Source organism: Sphingomonas carotinifaciens (assembly GCF_009789535.1).
GTDB lineage: Bacteria > Pseudomonadota > Alphaproteobacteria > Sphingomonadales > Sphingomonadaceae > Sphingomonas > Sphingomonas carotinifaciens.
This window is the reverse complement of record NZ_WSUT01000005.1, coordinates 116,599-133,840: the sequence shown is the minus strand read 5'-3', so window position 1 is coordinate 133,840 and position 17,242 is coordinate 116,599. Positions and strand designations below refer to the sequence as shown.

Genomic DNA, 17,242 nt, shown 5'->3' with positions numbered 1-17,242 from the left:
GGCGACGGGTGATCGACATCCCCGCGCCCCTTCGCCTGCGTCTCGATGAAAACGCCCTCGTCCACAACTGGCGGTCGCTGGCACGCGCGAGCGGCAGGGCGGCCTGCGGCGCGGCGGTGAAGGCAGACGGCTATGGTCTGGGCGCAACCGATGTCGCGCGTCGGCTGGCGGTGGCGGGATGCCGCGATTTCTTTGTCGCGACCTGGGCCGAGGCGGAGCGACTGGCGCCGCTGGGGCTGCCGGTTTCCGTGCTGCACGGGGTACGGGCCGAGGACATGGCCGCCGCCCGCGCCGGTTTCGCGCGGCCGGTGCTGAACACCGCGGCACAGGTCGCCCGCTGGCGCGGGGCCGGCGGGGGCGCGTGCGACGTGATGGTGGACACCGGCATGAACCGGCTGGGGGTGTCCGCCGAGGCGATCGCGGGCGGGCTGCTGGACGGACTGGCGATCGAGACACTGATGAGCCACCTTGCCTGTGCCGACGAGGACAGCGCGATGAACGAAGCGCAGCGGGCGCGTTTCTCCGCCCTGCGGGGCGCGACCGCGGCCCGGCGGATGAGCCTGGCCAATTCGGCGGGGATCGGGCTGGGCGAGGATTATGCCTTCGACCTGACGCGTCCGGGGCTGGCGCTCTATGGCGGCGTGCCCCGCGCGGACATGGGCGCGATGATCCGGCAGGTCGTCCATCCGGAGGCACAGATCCTCCAGCGCCGCCGCGTCGGGGCGGGCGAGGCGGTGGGCTATAATGCGACCTGGATCGCGCCTGCCGAAACCGAGGTGGCGATCATCAACCTGGGCTATGCCGATGGCTATCGGCGCGCCTTTTCGGGCGTGGGCGCGGCGATGCATGACGACGTGATGCTGCCCGTGCTGGGCCGGGTGTCGATGGATCTGGTGGCGATCGACGTATCGGCCTGCCCGGACCTGGCCGAGGGGGATTGGCTGCGCATCGACTATGCGCTGCCGGCGGCATCGCAGGCGTCGGGCGTGTCGCAATATGAGTTGCTGACCGGTTGGGGACGCCGCGCGGAGCGTTTCTGGAATTAGGCCGCTTCCGGCCCCTGCCAGACGTCGAAGGCGCGCGCGCGTATCCAGCGCGTCGCCAGCCATTTCACCCCCGAGCGTACCGGCATTCCGGCATGGCGTGCGGCGGCGGCAGGGCGGCCGGCGGCATCGACATTGGTGAAGATGACCGCGTCCCCGGTACGCGGCGCCACGGTCAGGCCATGGTCCGGGAACACCGTCTCGCCGCCGGTGAAGCCGTCGTTCAGATAGACCAGAACGGTCGTCACCCGCTGGTTGCGGGTTTGTGGCAGAATATCGGAGTGCAGGCGGAACTGCTGCCCCGGCTGGTAGCGCAACACGGTCAGCGCTTCGCCGGCGCCGATCGGCGTCCGGCTGGCCGCAGCGAGCCGGTGGTTGATCGCGCGGATCACCGGGTCCTCGCGCAAGGGGCCGATCACTGCGGCATCGGAGGTGCGGATCGGATGCGGCACGCTGCGCCCGGTGCGCGGATCGACGACAAAGGCAGGGGCAAGCAGGTCGGCCGCGCTGTTGGCGATATGCGCGCATTCCGCCGGGCTGAGCAGGCGCGGAACGCGCGCGACACTGCCATCGGGCGTGAGGGGCTCGATCGGCGGCAGCTGACGGGGGGCGCCCCCGGCGTCGAGCGTCATCGCGTCGAGCAGGTGGAGCAGCGCGGCGGCATCCCGGTCGCTTTCGGCGGCCGAGCGGAGCAAGGCCATCGATCCCGACCAGTCCGCCGGTGCGCCGGTGCCGTTGGCGGCAAGGGTGATCTCCATCAGGCGGGCTTCGCGGTGTCCGCCCGCGACCGCACGCCGCAGGTCGGCACGAGCCCGGGGCAGGTCGCGCGGGAGTGGCTGGCCGACCAGATGCCAGAACGCCCGCTGGAACAATGCACCGGCATCGCCGGTGGCGGCGGCGCGGTCGATCGCGGCAATCGCCTCGTTCTGGCGGCCGGCGGCGAGCAGGGTCTGGGCGGCGGCAATCGGATCCTGGTGCATGTGGCTCATCCTGCACGAAAAAGGGCCGGTGGAAACCACCGGCCCTTCCCATTCGACGATTAGGTGTCGGTGCCTCAGAAGCGAGCGGTGATGCCCGCGTAGAAGCGACGACCGACGTTGTCGAAGATGCCGCTGCCTTCGCCGATACCGGTCGAGCCGAGCGGCGGCAGACGATCGGTGATATTGTCGATACCAAAGTAGAAGTCGGTCCGCTCAGTCACGTTGATGCCGAACTTCGCGCCGATGTAGAGGACATCCGGATAGAACTGGATGTCGTAATCGTCGAGGTTCTGCGGCGGACGACCCTGGACCGTCTCGGTGTTCTCGATCGCGCCCACCGACTGCTTCGACAGGTAGCGGAACGAGGTGTTGATATAGGCCGGGCCAAAGTCGGCATTGATGAATGCCGAGACCTGATGCTTCGGATAGCCCAGTTCCCCATTCAGACGGTTCGCGAAGCCCGGCTGCACCGGGTTCAGGAAGCTGTCGTTCTGGAGGATGTGGGTGTAGATCACCGTCGCGTTCAGGCGCACGTCGCCGACGCGGCGGTTATACGCGACCTGATAGTCGATGCCGCGAACCTGCAGCTTGGCGTAGTTCAACGGGATGGTCAGCAGGCTGCCCTCCACGATGCGGAACGCCTGCTCACCGGCAGGGCCCGTCTGGCCGGCAGCAACGCGGGTAAACTGCGAACAGAACTGGTTGCCCTCGATCGACGGCGAGTCGTAGCACGCGTTGACCAGGTTCTGCGCGCTCGGCGAGGTGATGACGTCGTTCACCTTGATGTTGTAGTAATCGACCGAGAGCAGCAGGCCCGGTGCGAAGCGTGGCTGCACGACCGCACCATAGGTGTACGAGTCCGACTTTTCCGCGTTCAGATTGGCGTTGCCGCCGCTCAGCGTTTCCAGCGACTGCGCATACTGGAAGTTGTAGCCAGTCGGGATGCCAGCGGCAGCGCAGTTGGCGGCGCGGAACTGCGTGCCGCGGGCCAGGTTGTCCGCCGCGCAAGGATCGAGGAAGCCCGGCGCGAAGTTCTGGCCAGCAGCCGAGAACTGCTCGCTCAGGTTCGGAGCGCGCACCGCCCGGCCGTAATTGGCACGGAAGCGGATGTCCTCGATCGGGGCCCATTCACCGCGCAGGTTGTAGCTGTACACGGTGCCGGCCGAACCCTTGTAGTCCGACACACGGCCCGAGGCGCCCAGCGTCACTTCCTTGGTCAGGAAGGTGTCCTTGAGCAACGGAACGCGCAGCTCGCCGAACGCTTCCTTCACCTCGAACGCGGGCGGATCGAACGGTGCCAGTGCGTTATAGAAGGTATAGCCCTGCTCGACGAATGGATCGGCGCGGAACTCGTTCGTTTCACGACGATATTCGCCGCCGATTGAGAAACCGATGCCGCCGCCCGGCAGGTTGAAGAACGCCGAGGTGTCGCCGGCGACGACGCCCAGGATGTCGAGCTGTGTGATCTTGCCCTGCGACGTGGTGTCGCGCAGCACGAAGTTGCGCGCTTCCTGCGAGATGCTGCCCGTGCCGAACGGGTTGATCGGCTGGCAGGCGGCAATGTCGGCCGCCAGATTGGCCGCGTTGCCGCCCAGATCCTGACCAGGCAGACCGATCAGTGCACCCGAGTTGGCGCGGCTGGGATCAAGGCGTGCACCGCAAACAATCTGACCCGTGGTCGGATCGCGCACGGCGTCGAGTGCCATGGCCAGGCGCTGCGTGTCGACGTTGCCGAGAACGCGCGTCTTCTCCTTGAATTCGCCGTAGTTGACGGAGAATTCGTAGTTCAGGTTCTGCGCGAAGTCGCCGCGAACGCCGCCGACGATACGGAAGGTCTCACGCGTCGCTTCCTCGGCACGCGAGCCCAGATCGGTCAGATTCTTGCGGAGGATGAAGCGGTATGCACCGGAATTGATCTGGTCACGCAGCGTAGCTGCCTGCTCTGCCGTTAACGCAGCGCCGTTCGTCGGATTGATGCCGTTGTTCACCGAGGTCAGCGCCTGCGCAGTCAGCGTGGCGCGAGCATCCGAGCTGAGGAACGGGTTGTCGAGACGCGGGCGCTCGAACGTACCGTCGATCGTGCTGCCGGTATAGAAGGCTGGACCCGAACCGCCGAGCGAGACCGATTCGGTGCGGACGTACTTGGCTTCGATGAACGGCACGAAGGCATCGGAGATGTCGAAGTGGCCGATCAGGTTCGCCGCATATCGGTCCAGACGCGGAAGTAACTGAACCAACACGCCTTCGCGGCGGGTGTTGCCGTTGCCACCGATATAGCTGACACCGGCCGGATTAACCGACGGTGCAGTTGCCGAACCCTGCGCAACGCCGACCGCGCTGCCAGTCTGAGTTGCGAGCGCGCCGCCCGGCTGGAACAGATAGTTGCAGGTGAAGGCGCGGCCGAGGCCGTCACGGCCGCAGCGGGCGGGCGTGTTGGCGCCGGGGGCGGCACCGGCGAACGCGACGAGGCCGCCGTCGGAGAAGGTGCCCACGCGGATGTCGCGGAAGAAGGTCGCGTCGGGGCGGCCGTCGAAGTTCAGGTTGCCGTTGACGCCAGCGCCGGCGGCATCGACGTTGGTCGTGATGAAGCCGTCGGTCTGGCGATACTGGCGACGGTCGGACGCGAACAGGTCCTCGGAATGGGTGTATTCCAGGTTGACCGCGATGTTGCCGCGACCCTCGGCGAAGTTCTTGCCGGCGGTGGCGCTGATGAAGTAGCTGCCCGCGTCGCTTTCGTCGGTGACGCCGCCCTGCGCACGAAGCTGCAGGCCCTCGAAGTTGTTCTTCAGGCGGAAGTTGACCACGCCCGCGATCGCGTCCGAACCGTACACGGCCGAGTTGCCGCCGGTGACGAGGTCGACCGCTTCGACCAGGTCGGTCGGGATCGTGTTGACGTCAACGGACACGGCGTTGTTCAGGATGTCCGCGCCGACATGGCGGCGGCCGTTGACCAGCACCAGTGTACGCGAGGTGCCCAGGCCGCGCAGGTCGAGCAGGTTGAGGCCGCCGGTGCCCAGGAAGCGGGTCGAGTTCGACTGGCTGTAGGTGCTCTGAAGCTGCGGCAGGTCGTTCAGCACGTCACCGATCGAGGTGCGTGCCGTTTGCGTCAGCTGCTGCACCGAAATGGTGGTGACCGGAACGGCCGAAATCTCGTTTGGCGTGCGAATGCGCGAGCCGGTGATGACGATCTCGCCGCTACGGTCGGCGCCGGAATTTACGCGCGTGTCGGCATCGTTGGTTTCGACTTCGGTCGCCGCGTCGGCTTCGGGCGTGGTGCCGGTGGTGGTCTGGGCGAGCGCGAACGGGCTCAGGAAAAGAGTACCCGCCAGTGCGGTCGCGCCAAGAAGGCGATGCAGATTCATGGATGTCCCCCAACGGGCGGGGATGCCCGTTGGGAGCAAGGAAGATTTTAAGTGACTCAAACGCAATCGAAAATAATTACACGCTGCAAAAATCGGTCAGTGGTGTTGCAGCTACGTTACATCATTGTAACTTATATGCGTTTTCTTACATTGTGAAATAATCTAATTTCTTTTCGTTGCGTTAGCGTTCCACACACAGAGCGATGCCCATGCCGCCGCCGATGCACAAAGTGGCGAGGCCCTTTTTCGCGTCACGCTTCTGCATCTCATACAGCAGAGTCGTCAGCACGCGGGCGCCCGACGCACCGATCGGATGGCCGATCGCGATCGCGCCGCCATTGACGTTGACCTTGTCCGCATCCCAGCCGAGCTCCTTGCCGACCGACAGCGCCTGGGCTGCGAACGCCTCATTGGCCTCGATCAGGTCGAGGTCGGCGATCGTCCAGCCGGCCTTTTCGAGGGCGCGGCGGGTGGCGGGGACCGGGCCGATGCCCATCACCGACGGATCGACGCCGGCGGATGCCCAGCTTTTGATCGTCGCCAGTACGGGGGTGCCGCGCTTTTCGGCCTCCTCGCGGCTCATGATCACCAGCGCGGCGGCGCCGTCGTTCAGGCCGCTGGCATTGGCGGCGGTGACGGTGCCGTCCTTCTTGAACGCAGGGCGCACGCCCGACACGCTGTCCTCGGTCACGCCGGCACGGATATATTCGTCGTCGGCGACCACCGTGTCGCCCTTGCGGCCCTTGATCGTGACCGGCGCGATCTCATCCTTGAAGCGGCCGTCGGCCCGCGCCTTTTCGGCAAGGTTCTGCGAGCGGACCGAGAACGCGTCCTGCTCGCCGCGGGTGACCTGATACTGCTCGGCGAGATTTTCAGCGGTGATGCCCATGTGATAGCCGTTGAAGACGTCGGTCAGGCCGTCATGGACCATGGTGTCGACCAGGCTGACCGTGCCCATCTTGGTGCCGCCGCGCATCGTCTGCGCATGGGGCGAAAGCGACATCGACTCCTGGCCGCCCGCCACGACGATCGTGGCGTCGCCGGTCGCCACCGCCTGCGCGGCCAGCGCCACCGCACGCAGGCCCGATCCGCAGACCTGGTTCACGCCCCATGCCGGCACCTCCTTGGGGATGCCCGCCGCCATCGACGCCTGTCGTGCCGGGTTCTGTCCCTGTGCGGCGGTCAGCACCTGACCCAGGATCACCTCGGACACTTCCTCGCCCCTCACCCCGGCCTGTTCCAGCGCGGCCTCGATGGCGATGCGGCCCAGCTCATGCGCGGGCGTGGTGGCGAAGGCGCCCAGAAAGCTGCCCACCGGAGTGCGCTTGGCGGCGGTAATCACGATCTCGGTCATGGATACTCCTCTCGTTCCGGTTCTATGTATGCCGTGGCAGTGCCTCGATCCAGTCGGCAAGCGGGGACCATAAATCGCCCATCGCCCGACGACCGACCACCATGCCGACATGGCCCGCCGCCGATATGCGGCGATCGGACAGCCCTGCGGCGGTGGCGGCAGGAACGATACGATCGGTCGATGACACGAATTCGACCGTCGGGCAGTCGATCTGGCCAAGGGTGATGTTTGCGCCGCCCACACGCCACAGGCCGCGACCCGGCCGGTCCTCGCCCACCATCGCCTCGAACAATTCCTGCCCGAAGGCATAGGGCAGGGGCGGGCCGGCATTTGCCCAATCCTCCAGCCGGATGAACGCCTGCGCCGCCGCGCTGCGGGGATCGAGATCGGCAAAGGCGGCATATTTGTCGACCGTGCGCGCCGGATCGATCTGCCAGAAACCGGCCTGCAACGCCTCCATCGGCACCAGACCCAGCGCGTCGGCCACGGCCTGCGTCGCGACCCATTGCGTCCGCATCGCGCCTGCGGCCCCCCCATAGCCGGAGAAATGCCACGGCGCGGCGATCGTCGCGAGCCCGGCCACCTTCGTCCGTGCCGCCGCCGCCAGGGCGAGGGTGCCGCCGAGGCAGTATCCGACCAGGATCGGCGGCGCCGGCAACCGCGCGATCAGCGGGATCAGGATGCGCTCGACATGCGCGGTCATGTCCATGGCGCGGTCCCCGCGCCCCGGTGTGCCCCAGTCGAGCAGCCAGCAGCGATGGCCTCGCGCCGCCAGCCACCGCACCAGCGATGTCTCACGCGAGAGATCCAGGATCGCCGGCGGGTTGATGAGCGAAGGCACGAACAGCACCTGCCGGCCATCCTCGGGACCTGCACCGCGCAGCCGGGCGCGACCCTGGCGCCGCCGGGCGGGCAAGGGCCGCTGCGGTCGAAGCCGCGGCGCATCCTGGAAGGCGCGCAGGCCCGCCAGGGCCCTGGCCTGCCGCTGCGGCTCTGCTGCGGTTTCGCTGCGCAGCAACGCAAGGAACAGCGGTAAAGGCCGAGGTCCGTGTTGCGGTGCGAAATCTATGGCGTTAGGGTTCGGCATGTTCTTGTAAATGGGGAGGGAGCATGAAGAAGGGCCTGGCACCCGACGGTATCGTGATCATCAAGAAATACGCGAACCGACGGCTCTATAATACCGAAACATCGTCCTACATCACGCTGGAGCATCTGGCGGCGATGACCCGCGAGGGACGGGACTTCAAGGTGGTCGACGCCAAGACGGACGACGATATCACGCACAACGTCCTGACCCAGATCATCATGGAGGAGGAAAGCCGCGGGCAGACGATGCTGCCGGTCAGCTTCCTGCGCCAGCTGATCTCGATGTACGGCGATTCGATGCAGGCGGTGGTCCCGGGGTATCTGGAAGCGTCGATGGACAGCTTTCGCCGGAACCAGGAACAGTTCAAGTCGGCCGTTGAGGGCGCGTTCGCGCATACCCCCTTTGCCGACATCGCCAAGCGCAATCTGGCGATGTTCGAAGCGGCGGCGCAGGGGTTCAAGCCGCCGGTGGCCGCGGCGCCGGCGCCTGCACCGGCCGGGGGCAAGGACGAGGAACTGGCCGCGCTGAAGGCCGAGCTGGCGAGCCTGAAGGACAAGATCGAGAAGCTGGGCTGACGCCGGCATGCCCTTCCTCGTGATGGAGGAAGGGCGTCCTTCCCGTTGAACCCGCCCGTTGAACCCGGGCGGATGCACTTCCATATGCGCCGCCATGAGCGGGAATGAGAACGCCATGCCCGTCTGGCATGGCACAACGATTTGTTCGGTCCGGCGTGGCGGCCGGGTGGTGATCGGCGGCGACGGCCAGGTCTCGATGGGGCAGACGGTGATGAAGCCGAACGCCCGCAAGGTGCGCCGGCTGGGCGACGGCTCCGTGATCGGCGGCTTTGCCGGTGCGACCGCGGATGCCTTTACGCTGTTCGAGCGGCTGGAGGCCAAGCTGGAGCGCCATAACGGCCATCTGATGCGCGCCGCGGTCGAACTGGCCAAGGACTGGCGCACCGACAAGTTTCTTCGCAACCTGGAGGCGATGATGATCGTCGCCGACAAGGAGGCGACGCTGATCCTGACGGGCAACGGCGATGTGCTGGAGCCGGAAGGCGGCATCTGCGCGATCGGGTCGGGCGGTAACTACGCGCTCGCCGCGGCACGCGCGCTGTCCGACTATGAGCAGGACGCCGAGACGATCGTGCGCAAGGCGATGGGCATCGCCGCCGAGGTGTGCGTGTACACCAACGATCGCCTGACGCTGGAAACGCTGGACGCGGTCGCCTGAACCCTTCCGCCCATTCGTGGCTTTCTCCTCCCCAGCCTTTCCCGCCGAGCGGGAAAGGAGTGAGTATCACATGAACGACCAACTGACCCCCAAGGCGATCGTCGCGGCGCTGGACGCGCATATCATCGGCCAGACCGAGGCCAAGCGTGCCGTGGCGGTGGCGCTGCGCAACCGCTGGCGCCGGCAGCGGCTGGGCGCGGACCTGCGCGACGAGGTGACGCCCAAGAACATCCTGATGATCGGGCCCACCGGCTGCGGCAAGACCGAAATATCACGTCGTCTGGCGAAGTTGGCGGATGCGCCGTTCGTGAAGGTGGAGGCGACCAAGTTCACCGAGGTGGGGTATGTCGGGCGGGACGTTGAGCAGATCGCGCGCGATCTGGTCGAGGAGGCGATCCGGCTGGAGAAGGAGCGTCGGCGGGCCGCGGTAAAGGACAAGGCGGAGGAGGCGGCGCTGAACCGTCTGCTCGACGCGCTGGTGGGCAAGGATTCGAGCCAGGCGACGCGTGAAGCGTTTCGCCAGCGTTTCCGCGACGGCCATCTCGACCAGACCGAGATCGAGATCGAGCTGGAACAGGCGCCCTCTATGCCGTTCGAACTGCCCGGCGGCGCGCCGCAGATGATCAACCTGTCCGAGATGATGGGCAAGGCGTTCGGCGGCGGCCAGCAACTGAAGCGGCGCAAGCTTACCGTGCAGGCGGCCTGGGAGAAGCTGGTCGAGGAAGAGGCGGACAAGCGCCTGGACCAGGACGACGTCAACCGCACCGCGCTGGCGGATGCGGAGGCGAACGGCATCGTCTTCCTGGATGAGATCGACAAGATCGCGGTCAGCGACGTGCGCGGCGGATCGGTCAGCCGGGAAGGCGTGCAGCGCGACCTGTTGCCGCTGATCGAGGGCACCACCGTCGCCACCAAATACGGCCCGATGAAGACGGACCATATCCTGTTCATCGCCAGCGGCGCCTTCCACGTCGCCAAGCCGAGCGACCTGTTGCCCGAACTGCAGGGCCGCCTGCCGATCCGGGTCGAGCTGAAGGCGCTGACCGAGGCCGATTTCGTGTCGATCCTGTCCGACACCAAGGCGTCGCTGCCGGCTCAATACAAGGCGCTGATTGCGACCGAGGGCGTCGAGGTGACCTTTACCGAGGAAGGCATCGCCGCGGTCGCGCGCATCGCCGCGGAAGTGAATGGCGAGGTCGAGAATATCGGCGCCCGTCGTTTGCAGACGGTGATGGAAAAGCTGCTGGAAGAGGTGAGCTTCGAGGCGGAGGATCGTCAGGGCGAGACGCTGACCGTCGATGCGGCCTATGTCGAGAAGCAGTTGGCGGCGGTGGCGCGCAACACCGATCTCAGCCGGTTCGTGCTGTAGAGGCAGAACGGCAATCCGGCACTGCCGGGTGTCTTCTTACCCTCTCCCCGGCGGGGAGGGGGGGACAGGCAGCGTCTACTTCTTCACCCGGTCATAGGGGGTGAAGGCGTCGAACCGGCACACGGCGGAGGGGATCGACACGCCCGGTTCCAGCACGCGGAACCGGTCGTTGCGGCAGAGCTGGCTGCCATATTGGATCACGATCAACGTGGTCAGCGGGCGCAGCGCGGGGCAGGCGCCGATGGGCGATGTCTTCCAGGTCCGCCGGCCGCGCTGGTACAGGATCGTCTTGTTGTCGACGATGATCGGGCCGTTGCCGACCATGCCGGTGTCGATGCAGTTGACCGGCTTGCCGGCCACCCGCCCGGCGAGCGGGTCCTTTGCTGCGGCGCCGAGCGCGAACGGCAGCGCCAGCGCGGCGAGGAGCCAGGGCGCGCGCATCACTTGCCCCGCCGATAGGGGGTAAATTCCCCGAAGCTGCAACTGCCGGTGAAGAAGCCGGATACCCGGTCCACCGTCTGCGCGATATCGCCGGCGCAAAGCTGGCCGATCGGGGTACGTGTCACCAATATGTCGTTGCGGCCATTGGTACTGAGGCTTTCGCATCCTCCTTGCGTCTGGCTGACATATTTCAGGCGCGGACTGACCGTGTAGACGATGGTCGGGCCATAGGCGCGCACCTGACGCGTCGGGAATTGCGGCATGCAGTTGCGTGGCTGGTCCGGGGTCAGGCCTTGCAGCGCCTTGGCAAGTTGCGTCCGCTCGGTTTGTGCACGCTCGGCCTGTGCCTCCTGCTGCGCCGCGGTGGGGGCACAGGCGGCCGCTAGCGAGAGGATGGAGAGTAAGCCGATGACTTTCATAAGGAAAAATCTCCGTCCATCCCGCAGCATGGTATCAACCGACGAAGGCGTCTTTGGCTGCACGGTGGCGGGCCAATTCCTCCGGGTCCACCGAGCGTAGGAAGGGATTGGTTGCCCGCTCCAGACCGATGGTGGTGGGAATGGTCGCTTCCCCGGCCGCGCGGGCGGCGTCCACCGTCGCCATCCGTTCGACGATCGCGAGATTGTCCGGCTCGGCGACCCGCGCATAGCGGCCATTGCCTTGCGTATATTCATGCCCACAATAGACATGCGTCCCGTCGGGCAGTTGCGCGTAGCGGCGCATATTGCCGTGCATCTGTTCGGCGGTGCCCTCGAACAACCGGCCGCAGCCCATGGCGAACAGCGTGTCGCCGGTGAAGATCGCGGCGTCGTCCTCCAGATGGAAGGCGATATGGCCGGCGGTATGCCCCGGCACCTCCCAGACGCGGGCGACGGTGCCGCCGACCCGTACCGTGTCGCCCTCGGCCAGCAGCGTATCGAGGCCGACGATCTTGGCCGTTTCCGCCGCGGGTCCGAAAAGCCGTGCGCCCGCCGCCTTCAACTCGGCATTGCCGCCGGTGTGATCCGGGTGCCAGTGCGTGGTCCATACCTGCCCGATCGCCCAGCCGCGCGCGGCGGCGGCGGCCAGCACGGGCGCCGCCTCACCAGGATCGATCACGACCGTTTCCCCCGCATCGTGCACCAGCCAGGCGTAATTGTCGCTGAGCACGGGAACGCGGACGATCTCCACCATCACCAGCTTCCGGTGTTGGGCATCGATGCCCAGGGTTCGGCCGGGGCCTTGGGCTCACCGGCCTGGAGCAGTTCGATAGAAATGCCGTCGGGCGTCTTCACGAACGCCATGTGGCCGTCACGCGGCGGACGATTGATCGTCACCCCGGCATCGGCCAGCCGCTGGCAGGTTTCGTACACGTCGTCGACCCGGTAGGCGAGATGGCCGAAATTGCGGCCACCGCCATAGGTTTCCGGGTCCCAATTGTGGGTCAGCTCGACCTCGACCCGGCGGTCGCCGATCGCCTGATCGTCCTTGCTCGCCAGGAAGATCAGCGTGAATCGACCCTGCTCATTGTCGATGCGCCGCACCTCTTCCAGTCCGAGCAGGGCAAAGAACCGGATCGTCGCTTCCGGGTCGGTGACCCGGATCATGGTGTGGAGGTACCTGGTCATCAACAACTCCATTGTTCTGCATCAGCCGCGGTTCAGGAAGCGGCGCGCAGCATGCCCGACGGCTATATGGGAGGCGGCATGGTGATGGAAAGCCGGGGAATTGCACTGCGTTCGGGGCTGGTGCCGGCGGCGGCGCTGCTGGCGGTCGGGTTGATCGTGGGCGGGTATCTGCTGGGTGACGGATTGACGCGGGCGCGCCATGCCGATCGCTCGGTCACCGTGCGCGGGCTGGCCGAGCGCAATGTCACTGCCGATCTGGCGGTGTGGACACTGAATTATTCCGAACAGGGCACCGATGCCGCGCAGGTGCAGGCGGCGATCGACCGCGATACGCAGACGATCCGTGCCTTCTTCACGCAACTGGGCTTTCCCGCCGATGCGCTGACCGCGGCCGGGGCGGGGGCGAACCAGAATTACATGAACGGCGTGCAGACGGTGACGATCAACCAGCGGCTGCAACTGCGCACCACCGACATCGCGCGCGCCCGGCGGGCGGTGGCGCGACAGTTCGATCTGGTCCGGCAGGGCGTGGTGCTGCAGGAAGGATCGGGCATTTCGTACAGCTTCACCCGGTTGAACGCGATCAAGCCGGCGATGGTGGCGGAGGCGACGCGCGACGCGCGGGCCGCGGCGGAACAGTTCGCCAAGGACAGCGATACCGACGTCGGCGGGATCAAGAGCGCCAGCCAGGGCTATTTCTCGATCGAGGCGCGCGATGGCGAGCAATCCGGCTACGGCGTGGCGGACACCCCGCTGAAGAAGGTGCGGGTGGTGACGACGGTGGACTTCTATCTGGATTGACGACGGCGGGCCGGTCCGACCATGCGGCCCTGTCTCGATACGAGTTCTCGACGCTCCTTCGGAGCTACCCGATCTCTACTCGACACGAACGGATGATGGGAACGCAGTCCGCTTCTACCGCGTCACCGTCGAGGGGATCGGGCCGAATTGCGACAGGGCTGCCCGCGCGCTGATACCTGCGGGCGCGGTGGGAGCGATCCGCATCGCCATGGTCCAGGCGGCGCGGGCGCCCGCCTCGTCGCCGTCGCGGGCGGCGATGTTGCCGGCCTCAAGCTGTACCGAGGCATCGTCGCTCGCCCGTTCCAGCGCGTGGGCGATGTCGGCCTTGGCACGCGGCAGGTCGCCCATCCGCCGCGCCAGTGTCGCCGACAGCAGCCATGCCAGCGGGTCCTCCGGAGCGTTGGCCAGTGCGGCGTTGAGGTCGGTGCGGGCGCCGGCAAGGTCGTTCTCCGCAACCAGCACGCGGGCATGATCCAGTTGCGCCTCGCCCAGATCGAGGCCGCTCAGCGTGCCGGCGGCAAGCGCGTGGTCGAGCGCCGCCTTCGCCTTGAACGTATCGCCGCCGGCCAGCCAGGCATTGCCGGCCTGCGCCCAATAGGCGGCGGCGCGGTCGCGCGGCGCCAGGGCCGCCGCCTGTTCGAACGCCTGCGCGGCACCCGACCAATTTTTACCCGCGGCCAATGCCAGCCCGCGGCACTGCGTCGCCGCGGCGCGTGCGGCCGGGGTCGGGTCCTTCGGCTCGGTCGCGCAGGATGCGCCGGCCTGCGTGGCGAGGGCGAGCAGCAGGGGCAGGATCATAAGTGGGCCAGAACATCCTCGACGGCGCGGACGAGAAGGGCGATGTCCCCTTCCCGCGACAACCGGTGGTCGCCGTCCTTGACGAGCAGCGTCTGCACATCGGCTGAACGGATCAACTCGGCCAGCCGCACGGTGCGCTGCCACGGCACGTCCTTGTCCTGCTGGCCTTGCAGGAAGCGGACCGGGCCGTCGAAGGCGATCTCGCCGAACATCAGGCGATTGGCCTCACCCGACGACCAGAAATGGCGGGTGTAGAGCGTCGGTTCCGGACCATAAGGGTTGGCGCGGGTGATGCGGCCCTGCTGCAACAGCGCCATCTTCTCCTCCATGGTGAAGCCCCAGTCGGTGAAGTCGGGGGCGGGCGCGATGCCGACCAGCGCCTTTACCCGCTCCGCTCGCGCCCTGGCGGCCAGCAGCATCAGCCAGCCGCCCATCGACGAGCCGACCAGTACCACGGGTCCTTGCGCCACATCGTCCAGCATGGCGCAGACATCATCGCGCCAGTCGGCCAGCGACTGATCCTCGAACGCGCCTTCGGACTGGCCGCAGCCGCCATAGTCGAAGCGCAGAAAGCCACGCCCCTGCCCGCGCGCCCATGCCTCCAGCGCGAGCGCCTTGGAACCTTGCATGTCGGAGGCATAGCCCGGCAGGAACACGATCGTGGGACCGGTGCCGGGGGTGTGATGATAGGCGAGGCGGGGGCGTTGAGGCGTCGTCATGGCCCGTGCTTCTACGGGAGCGGGGACGGCGAAGGCAACGCCTGCGCGGGGCGCTAGCTGCGCGTGGCCAATCGCTCCACCATGTCGGCGGCGAGCAGGCTGAGCGTGTCGTCGCGCGCGCCCATCACGATGATGCGGTCGCCGGTCCGCGCCTCGGCGATCAGGCGGTCGGCGGCGGCGGCGCGGTCGGCGATGTGGTGCGCGTCGCGGCCTGCCGCGCGGATGCCCGCGACGATGTCGCCGCTGCCGACGTCGCGGGTGACGGTGCCGCCGAAATAGACCGGATCGGGCAGGACCAGCAGGTCGTCGGGGGCCAGGCGTTCGGCGAAGGTGCGGATCAGTTCGTCGCCCATCATCTTCAGGGGGCCATAGCCGTGCGGCTGGAACAGGACGAGCAGCCGACCGGGAAAGGCGTGCAGCGTGTCCAGCGTCGCGGCGATCTTGTCCGGGTTGTGGCCGAAATCGTCGATCACCGACACGCCGCCGGCTGTGCCGACGAGATCGAAGCGTCGACGCAGGCCGGTAAAGCCCTGGATCGTGCGGGCGGCATCTTCGATCGGAACGCCTGCGGCGACGCAAGCGCCGATCGCGGCGAGCGCGTTCGATACGTTATGCCGGCCGGGCACTGACAGATGCACGGGCAGCCGTGTGTTTCCCATGACCAGGTGGAAGCCGATCGCGAAGGGCTCAGGGATCAGGGCCTCGGCGACCAGATCGGCCTCGCCCTCCACCGCGAAGGTGGTGACGTTCGGCAGGCCTGCCAGCAACGCCGCGGTTTCCGGATCGCCGGCATTGGCGACGACGCGCGTCGCATGGCCGGCAAAGCCGGAGAACAGCGCGCGCAGCTCGTCCAGCCCCTTATGGTCGAGGCTGACATTGTTGAGGACCGCGATGCGCGGGCGATAAAGCGCGATGGAGCCGTCGCTTTCGTCCACTTCGCTGACGAACGCGTCGCCGCGCCCGACCAGTGCGCTGGCGAATGGGGCGTCGAGGGCGACGAAGTTCTTCATCACCGCGCCGTTCATCGCGGTGGGGTCGCGCCCGAGCGTGTGGAGGATATAGGCGATCATGCCGGTGACGGTGGACTTGCCGCTGGTGCCGGCGACGCCGATGGGCAGGGGGGCGGCGTTGAACAGTTCGGCAAGCATCTGCGCACGGGTGCGGCGGGGGCAGCCCAGGTGGTTGGCGGCGACGATATCGGGAACGCTTTCCTCCACCGCGGCGGAGGCGATCACTATCTGGTCGGGCGCGGTGACGCCCGATCCGTCCTGGCGGAACAGCGCGATGCCGGCGCGTCGCAACGCATCGAACTTGGCGGCCACGCGCCCCTGATCCAGCCCCCGGTCGGAGCCCGCCACCGTCTTGCCCTTGGCCCGCAGGATCATCGCCAGCGGCATCATGCCCGAACCGCCGATGCCCACCAGGAAACAGGAATTGCCGTCGTCCATGGCGGCGCGCTATCGGCGTTTCGGTCGCGGGGCAACCGCTTGGCGCGTGCGGGGAACAAGGCATTCATGAAAATCGGCATCCTGGCGCCGTCCAGCATCGGCAACCCGGCGGCCGAAGCGCCGGTCAGCGCCTTCGCCGCGATCGCCTATCCCGAGGTCGACCTGATCTTTCATCCGCAATGCTATGAGGCGGACGGCCATTTCGCCGGGTCGGACGAGCGGCGTGCGTCGGCGTTTCTGGAGTTCGCCAACGATCCGGGGATCGACGCGATCTGGTTCCTGCGCGGCGGCTACGGCTCGAACCGTATCCTGTCGCGGGTGATGCCGAACCTAGGCGCGGCGGCACGGCACAAGACCTATATCGGCTATTCCGACCTCGGCTTCGTGCTGGGGGCGCTCTATGCGCGCGGTATCGGGCGGCCGGTGCATGGGCCGATGGCCAGCGATATCCGGCGGGAGGGTGGGGACGTGACGGTGGCGCGGTCGCTGGGCTGGCTGGCGCGGGGGGACAGGCAGGGGCTGGAGCCCGGGCTGGACGGGCGGCCGGCGGCGGCGTTCAACCTGTCGATCCTGGCCGCGCTGATCGGCACGCCGTGGTTGCCCGACCTTGCCGACCATGTGCTGCTGATCGAGGAAGTGTCGGAGCCGATGTACGCTGTCGACCGGTTGCTGTTCACCATGGCCAATGCGACGCAGTTGAAGGGGCTGGCGGGCGTCCGTCTGGGGGGCGTGACCGCGGTGCAGCCCAACGAGCCCGAATGGGGCGAAAGCCTGGAGTTCATGATCCGGCGCTGGTGCGGGGACATGGGGGTGCCCTATCTGGGGCGCGCCGAGATCGGTCATACGCAGACGAACCGTTTGGTGCCGTTCGGGATCGCCTGAGATCGGGAGACGATTTTGCGCGCATAGTATTTCACCGAAAACCGATGGCAAAACGCGGGACGTGACCAAAGGCGCCAATCCGCCTATACGGCCCCCGCGCGCGGGCTTTGCCGTGTGC

Annotated in this window: 17 protein-coding genes; 6 read left to right on the top strand and 11 right to left on the bottom strand. The window is 67.2% G+C overall.

Going from position 1 to position 17,242, the window contains the following annotated elements; genetic code table 11:
* The first annotated feature begins 17 nt into the window (after nucleotides 1-17).
* Nucleotides 18-1,046, top strand: a complete 1,029-nt coding sequence (locus tag GQR91_RS02645; protein WP_235903886.1) for an alanine racemase — start codon at nucleotides 18-20, stop codon at nucleotides 1,044-1,046.
* Here the strand turns inward: GQR91_RS02645 and GQR91_RS02640 are convergent.
* The 4 genes from GQR91_RS02640 to GQR91_RS02625 form a co-directional block, all read right to left on the bottom strand.
* A complete protein-coding gene (locus tag GQR91_RS02640; protein WP_149681054.1) occupies nucleotides 1,043-2,023 on the bottom strand; it encodes a 2OG-Fe(II) oxygenase in 981 nt (326 codons plus the stop codon). The two genes, GQR91_RS02645 and GQR91_RS02640, sit on opposite strands and share 4 nt — an antisense overlap.
* A gap of 74 nt (nucleotides 2,024-2,097) precedes the next feature.
* Complete coding sequence (locus GQR91_RS02635) at nucleotides 2,098-5,385, bottom strand: TonB-dependent receptor domain-containing protein (RefSeq protein WP_149681053.1); 3,288 nt, start codon at nucleotides 5,383-5,385, stop codon at nucleotides 2,098-2,100.
* Between the two features lie 181 nt (nucleotides 5,386-5,566).
* Nucleotides 5,567-6,739, bottom strand: a complete 1,173-nt coding sequence (locus GQR91_RS02630; protein ID WP_149681052.1) for an acetyl-CoA C-acetyltransferase — start codon at nucleotides 6,737-6,739, stop codon at nucleotides 5,567-5,569.
* A 22-nt stretch (nucleotides 6,740-6,761) separates the two neighbouring features.
* Nucleotides 6,762-7,757, bottom strand: a complete 996-nt coding sequence (locus tag GQR91_RS02625; protein ID WP_375781586.1) for an alpha/beta fold hydrolase — start codon at nucleotides 7,755-7,757, stop codon at nucleotides 6,762-6,764.
* A 92-nt stretch (nucleotides 7,758-7,849) separates the two neighbouring features.
* On the opposite strand from GQR91_RS02625, the gene phaR reads away from it, so the two are divergent.
* The 3 genes from phaR to hslU all read left to right on the top strand — a co-directional run bounded on the left by phaR (nucleotide 7,850) and on the right by hslU (nucleotide 10,428).
* Nucleotides 7,850-8,401, top strand: a complete 552-nt coding sequence (gene phaR, locus GQR91_RS02620) for a polyhydroxyalkanoate synthesis repressor PhaR (RefSeq protein WP_149681050.1) — start codon at nucleotides 7,850-7,852, stop codon at nucleotides 8,399-8,401.
* 115 nt (nucleotides 8,402-8,516) lie between these two features.
* Nucleotides 8,517-9,059, top strand: a complete 543-nt coding sequence (gene hslV, locus GQR91_RS02615) for an ATP-dependent protease subunit HslV (protein ID WP_112381765.1) — start codon at nucleotides 8,517-8,519, stop codon at nucleotides 9,057-9,059.
* Nucleotides 9,060-9,129: 70 nt separating this feature from the next.
* Nucleotides 9,130-10,428, top strand: a complete 1,299-nt coding sequence (gene hslU, locus GQR91_RS02610; RefSeq protein ID WP_112381341.1) for an ATP-dependent protease ATPase subunit HslU — start codon at nucleotides 9,130-9,132, stop codon at nucleotides 10,426-10,428.
* Between the two features lie 75 nt (nucleotides 10,429-10,503).
* Here the strand turns inward: hslU and GQR91_RS02605 are convergent, their stop codons facing one another.
* From GQR91_RS02605 to GQR91_RS02590, 4 genes are read right to left on the bottom strand one after another with little or no spacing between them, the layout of a single operon-like run.
* Nucleotides 10,504-10,869, bottom strand: a complete 366-nt coding sequence (locus tag GQR91_RS02605; protein WP_149681049.1) for a hypothetical protein — start codon at nucleotides 10,867-10,869, stop codon at nucleotides 10,504-10,506.
* On the bottom strand, nucleotides 10,869-11,288 hold the full coding sequence (locus GQR91_RS02600) for a hypothetical protein (protein ID WP_149681048.1): 420 nt from the start codon (nucleotides 11,286-11,288) through the stop codon (nucleotides 10,869-10,871). Before GQR91_RS02600 ends, GQR91_RS02605 begins: the two co-directional genes overlap by 1 nt.
* Before the next feature lie 34 nt (nucleotides 11,289-11,322).
* Nucleotides 11,323-12,042: a hydroxyacylglutathione hydrolase gene (gloB, locus tag GQR91_RS02595; RefSeq protein ID WP_162853747.1), complete on the bottom strand. Its 720-nt coding sequence runs from the start codon at nucleotides 12,040-12,042 to the stop codon at nucleotides 11,323-11,325.
* Nucleotides 12,042-12,476 (bottom strand): VOC family protein, encoded by a 435-nt coding sequence (locus GQR91_RS02590; protein ID WP_149681046.1) that lies wholly within the window; start codon nucleotides 12,474-12,476, stop codon nucleotides 12,042-12,044. Before GQR91_RS02590 ends, gloB begins: the two co-directional genes overlap by 1 nt.
* Before the next feature lie 84 nt (nucleotides 12,477-12,560).
* Between GQR91_RS02590 and GQR91_RS02585 the strand changes: the two genes are divergently transcribed.
* Complete coding sequence (locus GQR91_RS02585) at nucleotides 12,561-13,277, top strand: SIMPL domain-containing protein (protein WP_149681468.1); 717 nt, start codon at nucleotides 12,561-12,563, stop codon at nucleotides 13,275-13,277.
* A gap of 114 nt (nucleotides 13,278-13,391) precedes the next feature.
* Here the strand turns inward: GQR91_RS02585 and GQR91_RS02580 are convergent, their stop codons facing one another.
* The 3 genes from GQR91_RS02580 to GQR91_RS02570 are packed head-to-tail and all read right to left on the bottom strand — an operon-like array spanning nucleotide 13,392 to nucleotide 16,242.
* On the bottom strand, nucleotides 13,392-14,075 hold the full coding sequence (locus GQR91_RS02580) for a tetratricopeptide repeat protein (protein ID WP_149681045.1): 684 nt from the start codon (nucleotides 14,073-14,075) through the stop codon (nucleotides 13,392-13,394).
* A complete protein-coding gene (locus tag GQR91_RS02575) occupies nucleotides 14,072-14,794 on the bottom strand; it encodes an alpha/beta hydrolase (protein WP_149681044.1) in 723 nt (240 codons plus the stop codon). The genes GQR91_RS02580 and GQR91_RS02575 overlap by 4 nt, the downstream gene beginning before the upstream one ends.
* A 53-nt stretch (nucleotides 14,795-14,847) precedes the next feature.
* Complete coding sequence (locus tag GQR91_RS02570; RefSeq protein WP_149681043.1) at nucleotides 14,848-16,242, bottom strand: UDP-N-acetylmuramate--L-alanine ligase; 1,395 nt, start codon at nucleotides 16,240-16,242, stop codon at nucleotides 14,848-14,850.
* Between the two features lie 66 nt (nucleotides 16,243-16,308).
* Between GQR91_RS02570 and GQR91_RS02565 the strand changes: the two genes are divergently transcribed.
* Entirely contained in the window at nucleotides 16,309-17,124 is an 816-nt protein-coding gene (locus tag GQR91_RS02565) for an LD-carboxypeptidase (RefSeq protein WP_162853742.1), read from the top strand.
* Nucleotides 17,125-17,242: the final 118 nt, after the last annotated feature.